This is a genomic window from Nonomuraea terrae (assembly GCF_004348995.1).
In the GTDB taxonomy this organism is placed as follows: Bacteria; Actinomycetota; Actinomycetes; order Streptosporangiales; family Streptosporangiaceae; genus Nonomuraea; species Nonomuraea terrae.
In genome coordinates this window covers 1-699 of record NZ_SMKQ01000465.1, presented here as the reverse complement: position 1 = coordinate 699, position 699 = coordinate 1, and the positions used below count along the sequence as shown (strand labels likewise).

The window sequence follows — 699 nt, the reverse complement described above, 5'->3', positions numbered from 1 at the left end:
CCCCTCCTCCGGCTACCCGCCGCCCCCGCCGCCGTTACGCCCCGTCCGCGGCGTCGCCCTCTTCGCCGTCGTGGCCCTGGTGTGCAACTGCGTCATCGGCGTCGTCGTCGCGGTGATCGACCTGTGGTACGCCGGGCTGATCGACCGCCTGCTCGCCGGCACCGACTCCGTCTCCGACGCGGAGGCCGGCGTCGCCGACCTCGTCTACGGCCTGTCCGGCATCCTGGAGTTCCTCGCCTACGTGGTCTGCGTCGTGGCCTTCCTGGTGTGGCTCTTCAGGGTCAGGGCCAACGCGGAGATCTTCTCGCCGGGCGGCCACCGGCGCTCCCGGCCCTGGGTGTTCTTCGGCTGGGTGGTGCCGATCATCTCGTTCTGGTTCCCGAAGCAGGTCGTGGATGACATCTGGTACGCCTCCACCCGCGCCGGCCACGAGTCCGCACCGCAGCGTGGCGTGATCAACGCCTGGTGGGCCGCCTGGCTGCTGGCCGCCTTCGTGGCGAACGCCGCCGGCCGCCTCCTCTTCCGAGCGGAAGAGCCCGAGCAACTGGCGGCCGCCTCCCGCTTCGACGTCGTGAGCATCGGCCTCACGATGATCGCCGCCGTCCTGGCCGTCGCCGTGGTCCGCAAAATCACCGAGGCCCAGGAACAACAGGTCCGCGCCACCCTCACCACCTACGGCTCCCACCCCGCCTTCTGATC

At 70.8% G+C, this 699-nt stretch carries 1 protein-coding gene; it reads left to right on the top strand.

Translation table 11 applies throughout. The features are described 5' to 3' along the window. A partial coding sequence (locus tag E1286_RS47395; RefSeq protein WP_132623994.1) for a DUF4328 domain-containing protein occupies positions 1–697 on the top strand: 697 nt, incomplete at its 5' end. Positions 698–699: the final 2 nt, after the last annotated feature.